This window comes from candidate division TA06 bacterium (genome assembly GCA_004376575.1).
Classification (GTDB): domain Bacteria; phylum Hydrothermota; class DG-26; order E44-bin18; family E44-bin18; genus E44-bin18.
Genome location: SOJN01000088.1, coordinates 24,829 through 30,828 on the forward strand (window position 1 = coordinate 24,829; position 6,000 = coordinate 30,828).

The following is a 6,000-nucleotide window of genomic DNA, read 5'->3' on the forward strand; positions in this document are numbered from 1 at the left end:
TTCAAAACTCAAAACGGTGCGTTTTGGTGTTGGGATTTCGGATTTGTTTACCCCGTTAGATATGGCCAATGACAAGAGCAATCATTCTGACAACTCCCTGTTTTCCAAGAAAGATAAAGCTCTTGATTGAGATGACAGCATATTATCTAACGGGGTGAAGAGTTGTCTATTTTGACCAGAGGCTGATTCTCTGCTCCTCCAGCGTATGCTTGAGATGGGTGGAATGCTCGTAGCCTCTCAAGCCATGGTGGAAGAGGTCTAGATAGAGCTGAAGGTTGGAGACCACTCTAAAGCCCCTTAAGATACGGGTATTCTTGAATACTGCTTCTTTATAGAAAGGTTCATAGAAGTTTATCGTTCCTCCATCCATGACCTGCCTCAGATCGAGGGCTTTCTTGAGGAAGGCCAGGGTTCTCCCGAAACTCTTCGCCTCCAGGTAAGCGTGGACCGCCGGTGACTTCACATAGGGCGCAAGAAAATTTGCTCCTGTGTGGAGTGTCAATGCGTATGGGGGCTTCTTCTCTTTTTTGCAGGCAGTCTTCAGTTCGGAGAGTATGTTCTTCTGCACGGAGCGGAAGCTGTATTGACGGTTCATGGAAAATGAATATCGCTCTGTCCATGTTCCAATAAGCCTCTGTGGACTGACCAGGGTGGTGTAGCTGAACTTTCCCCGATATTCCCTTTCCACAAGGTGGGAATCGTGAAGCGCGGAGAGTATCTCTGATGCCCAACCCATACTGATCCCCTCCCGCCGGAAGTCGTGTACGTGCCACTTCCTTTCTGGATCAGAAAGCAGAAGAAGAAAGAGTAGAGCAACCTTGTCTGTGAACTGGGTAGGTGACTGTTTTTCTCTCATCCCAGTCCTTTGGTGCCTTGTCAGGCGCCCGCCGCTTCTTCATCAGCAAGAAGAGAAAGGAAGACCTCGACAACCTCGGGGTCGAACTGTGAGCCAGCCAATGCCCTCAATCTCTTCTTTGCGGCCTCTATGTTCATTGCCTCCCTGTATGGCCTGTCAGCAGTCATTGCTTCAAATGCATCGGCAATGGCGATGATTCTGGCACCTAGTGGTATCTTATTGGCCTTAAGGCCTTTGGGATAGCCTCCGCCGCCGAAGAATTCATGATGGTGAAGGACTATTTTCCTGGCATGTTTCAGTATCGGGATGCTGGCGAGCAGTTCACTTCCGGCGTGCGGATGTTGTCTTACCTCTTCGTACTCCTCATCCGTGAGTTCTCCCGGCTTGTTAAGCACCAGTTCACTTGTTCCTAATTTACCGACATCATGAAGTAGACTGGCGAAGTTGATGTCGCGTACTTGGTCTTTACCCAGGCCAAGCTTCTCAGCGATCAAGAGCGACCATTGGCGGACCTTTTCTGAGTGGTCCCGAGTGTAAGGATCTTTTGCATCCAGGGCAAATGCCAGGGCCTTGATTGTCTCAAGATAGCTGTCCTCGAGTTTCTTGTACAGATATGCATTCTCAATAGCTACTCCAATCTGGTGCGCGATCGCAGTGAGGAGGCGGAGCTCTGCCTCGGTGGGTTCGTATCCCCTGTTTGGGTAGAAGAACATCACACCGAGAATTCTGTCGTGGTAAGGGATGGGCACTATGATGACCCTATCAGACTCTTTTTCCGTTCCTTTGAACCTGTTGTCTTTGGCGTAACCTTTTACATCCAGGAGCTCGCCCTTGCGAAACGCTTGGCCGCAAAGACAATCTTCCGGCGAGAATTGCGATTCGTCATCGAGGACCGAAGACGGAATGCGCCTGGAAGCTGCCATCTTCAGGCGCTGGCTTTCTTCGTCGTACAAAAACAAGCCTGCTTGGCACTTTCCCAGGATCTTCATTGACTTGTCCAATGCGGCACCAAGTACTTCATCCAGCTTGAGTGAGCGATTTACAGCTGCGGCAACGTCATTCAACACTGAAAGTTCTCTATTGCGAGCAAGCATCTCCTCTTGCATTCGCTTGGCCTCGGTTATGTCCTTGAAAACTCCTATCAGCTTTGTGATATTCCCGCTCTTGTCCTTGATGGGCAGTCTTCTTGCATCGTAGTAAAGCTTCTGGCCTTCGAATTCAACAGCCTCGGTGGTTCTCACCGGCTTCCCTGTTTCGATCACCTTGCAATACTTCTTCGCCAGTTTCTTGCCTAGCACAAGGGGAAAGAGGTCTCTCAGATTCTTACCTATCAAGTCGGTCCTCTTTAGCCTGCCCCTGCTTAGCTCGGAAACCTTGTCGGTTGCGTCCAGAATGTTGAGATCGGTATCCATAATGAAGATGGCCTCATCAATATTGGCAATGGTGTCAGCGTACAGGCATTCAAGGTGGTGAAACGACTCGGAGGCCTGCTTCATTTTGGTCATGTCAGTACACACACCTATTGAACCAGAGGGGTTGCCATCACGGTCCTTGAGGAGAGACAAGGAGATGAGAATAGGCACCTTAGGGCCATCCTTTGTCAATATTTCAGTTTCGTAGTTCTCGAGCTTTCCCTTTTTGAGGAGAGTCTCCTGCATCCCCTGGAGAGCCTTCTCATCTGGATAGAACATAGAGATAGATTTTCCCAGCACTTCTTTTGCAGGATATCCGGTCAGCTTTTCTGCGCCCTGACTGAAAAGGGTCAGATTTCCATTCTTGTCAACGACTGTTATGGCTACCTGGGAATTATTGATCAGGCCCCGAAAATAGTCGGCGCTCTCCTGGCGTGAAGTCCTCTTTCTCATCTTGGCCCCAAAAAATGACGGCGAATAATCTATTATCCCTCTCATTTCCATTCTGTCAAGGACAAAAGTGCGGCCGATTCTCTTGGAGCTCAAGGGAAAACGGCTGTTTCATTTCGGCTCCAAACCTCCTTGGCTTGAAGTTTTCTCGAATCTTTTCGTCAAGTCCACATAGATCCCATACACCGCTGGAATCACGAAGAGCGTGAGACAGGTTCCAAGAGCCAGTCCCCATACGATTGTGCTTGCGAGAGGCTGCCAGGTGGCGGATTTTCCGCCAAGCCCCAGGGCCATGGGGAGGAGCCCAAATATTGTGGTGGCCGATGTGAGCAGGATAGGTCGCAGCCTTATCTTCGCAGCCCTGACAATGGCCAACCAGGGGTTGCTTCCCTTCTCTCTTGTCTTGTTGATAAAGTCTATCAGTACGATGGCACTGTTGACCGCCACTCCAGCAAGGCCAACCATACCGAAAAGTGTCACTATACTAAAAGGGTACCCTGTGACCATGAGACCGAAGGTGGCCCCGATGAAAGCGAAGGGTACTGTGACTATCACGATGAGGGGCTGCAGCCATGAACGGAACTGAGCACCTAGAATTATGAAGATGAGCAGAATGCCGATAAGGAATAGTCTTCCCAGACTGGAGAAGGCCTGTTGGAACTCCTTGAACTCGCCTCGGAAATCGAGGGAGTATCCTGGAAATCGTGTGTTGATGTTTGTGAAATTGTCCAGTATTTTCGTGTTCACCTTCGCGGCAGAGGTTTTTCGTTTGTTCACATTCGCGCTGACTGTTATGGCCCTGTCTTTCTCAAATCTGTGTATCTCAGAGTAGCTTCTCGTAATGATGAAGTTTGCAACGTTCTTTAGTGCTACAGGTTTTCCTTCTCGACTACTAACAACCAGATTCTCCAGGTTTGTTATGTCCTCTTTCCAGTCCTCAGGCAGCTTGAGGATGACCTTTACTTCTTCATCACCATCCATGATGCTGGATATCTCAACACCGGCAAGTGCGATTCTGACAGTCCTGGCTATCGTATACGTGTCCAAGCCCATTGCTGCTGCTTTTGCTTTATCGGCGACTATTCTTATCTCTTCCTTTCCGGGATCGAAATCGTCTCTTATGTCATATACTCCGGACATCGTCTTTAACTGGTTTTTGACTTTTTCGGCGACGATTTCCAGGGTGTCGAGGTACTTGCCCTTTACCTTTATTTCAACCGGGCTGCCCGTAGGTGGGCCACCAGTTACCTTGGAAAAATCGATTGAAACGACGCCCGGTATCTGCTCGACCTCAGGTCTGATTCCGTTGATTATTTGATCAACACTTCTTCTTCTGTATTTTTCCCGTGTCAAGTCGACGATTACCTGGCCGAGGTTAGTTTCCATGTTCACGCCGGCTTCATGCTGTAGGATGCCGACATTTCCGATAACATTCTCTAACTCGTTCTCTGGAAGGGCCATGCAAATCTCTTCAACTCTGCGCACAACATTGTTCGTGGTGGCCAGGCGGGTTCCGACCGGCATTCTAATGTTGATGAAGAACATCGCTATGTCTTCATCAGCGAACATGTCCACTCCGATTAGGGGGATCATCCCGGCAGACGCCACGGCCAGCAAAGCAACCAGCCCCACCACCAGGTAGCGACGCCTCAGAACCTTGATGAGCAGTCTTCCATATCCATTCTTGAGCGCAGAGAAGAGCTTGTCGACCCGTCTTAGACCACCTGAGCCTGGTCTTCCCCAGTGGGCAATGTGGGCTGGGAGGATAACAAAGGCTTCAAAGAGTGAGGCGGCCAGGGCCAGACACACGACTATGGGGATAATTCTCATGAAAGCACCGATGATGCCGGGCATAAGCATCAAAGGAAGAAAAGCAGCCATTGTGGTCAAGACAGACGCGAATACGGGAACTGCCACCTCCGGCGCTCCGATTCTGACCGCATCAAGAGGCGAAAGCCCTTTCTGCATGTACCGGTGGCAGTTTTCTATTATCACCACCGCATCGTCCACCAGCATTCCCAGGACAAGCACCAGCGCAAAGAGAGAGTTGCCGTTGAGAGACTCACCGTATATATTCATGAAAAGAAATGCTGAGAGCAGTGTCACTGGTATTCCGATTCCGGCAAAGATAGCATTCCTACCACCCAGTAAAAGAAAAAGCAAAATGACGACAAAAATGAATCCCATGACAGCGTTTACTTCCAGCTTTGTGAGTATCTCCTTGATGGATATGGAATAGTCGCTTGTAATAGCTATTCTTGCTCTCTTGGGAAGGGTCTTCTCCACTTCTTTGACTATCTGCTTCACCTTGTCGCTGACGGTTATTGCATTCCCCTTGGTCTTCTTGAATATGGAGAGGGTTATGCTGTTCCTACCATCAAATCTGGATATGGTGCTCTTCTCTTCGAACGTATCAGTCACCCTGCTGAAATCGCTAATAGTCGCTTTTCCCGTCTCAGGATGGTCAAATATTGTGAGCCTGGATATATCGTCCGCGCTGTGAAGTTCGCCGACTGTCCTCACCACATATTCCATCCGGCCCGCCTTCATTCGGCCCGCTGGCAGACTCAGGTTTTTGGTCCTTACCGCTTCTGCAAGCTGTAGAAGAGCGATGTTGCTCGCACCCATCTTTTCTGGGTCGGCCTCTATCCATATCTGCCTCTCCCTGATTCCCGCCACCTCAATCCTGGATACATCTGTGATATCACGGATTCTTTTTTTCAGATCATCAGCAATCCGCTTCATCTCCCTTTCCGGGAGATCACCGGAAAGGACAATGTTAAGCACAGGAAACCACGAGGAAGTCTTGAGCTGAAAGATATACGGATCTTCTGCGTCCTCTGGCAGATTCTTCACCTTGTCGAGTTCTACTCTCAGGTCATTGAACCTTTTGTCGAATTCGTTCTGTCTCAGGTCAACGAATTTTATGCTGATGAATGAGGAATTCTCGGTGGAGGTGGAAGAAAGGAGGTCTATGTCCTCAACGTCCGATATCTCATCCTCAATGGGGATGGTGATCAGCTTTTCTATCTCTTCCGGAGACCCTGCGGGATAGACTGTTACTATGAACACCCAGTTAAACTTGATCTCAGTCTGTATCTCCCTGGGCAGTTGCATGAATGAGTAGGCGCCCATGACGATGAGAGCTATCATTATCATGTTCACTAATACAGGGTTCTTCGCTGAAAAGGTAAAGATAGACACGGTTTCCTCTGTGGGTTCAGATGGAAAAATGATTATACCCGTGCTTGACCTATCGTCAAGCAATTACCCACAAAAATA

The 6,000-nt window shown here is 49.1% G+C and carries 3 protein-coding genes; all 3 read right to left on the bottom strand.

Translation table 11 applies throughout. The annotated features are described in order from the left end of the window. Positions 1-166 precede the first annotated feature (166 nt). From E3J62_07990 to E3J62_08000, 3 genes are read right to left on the bottom strand one after another with little or no spacing between them, the layout of a single operon-like run. Positions 167-856, bottom strand: a complete 690-nt coding sequence (locus tag E3J62_07990; protein ID TET45280.1) for a hypothetical protein — start codon at positions 854-856, stop codon at positions 167-169. Positions 857-876: 20 nt separating this feature from the next. Next, positions 877-2,814, bottom strand: a complete 1,938-nt coding sequence (locus E3J62_07995; GenBank protein ID TET45281.1) for a PAS domain S-box protein — start codon at positions 2,812-2,814, stop codon at positions 877-879. Positions 2,815-2,829: 15 nt separating this feature from the next. Then, on the bottom strand, positions 2,830-5,985 hold the full coding sequence (locus E3J62_08000) for an efflux RND transporter permease subunit (protein TET45282.1): 3,156 nt from the start codon (positions 5,983-5,985) through the stop codon (positions 2,830-2,832). Positions 5,986-6,000: the final 15 nt, after the last annotated feature.

What these genes read in the sequence shown, in the direction of transcription:
- E3J62_07990 (TET45280.1), bottom strand. Translation starts at nt 856, where the DNA reads ATGAGAGAAAAACAGTCACCTACCCAGTTCACAGACAAGGTTGCTCTA.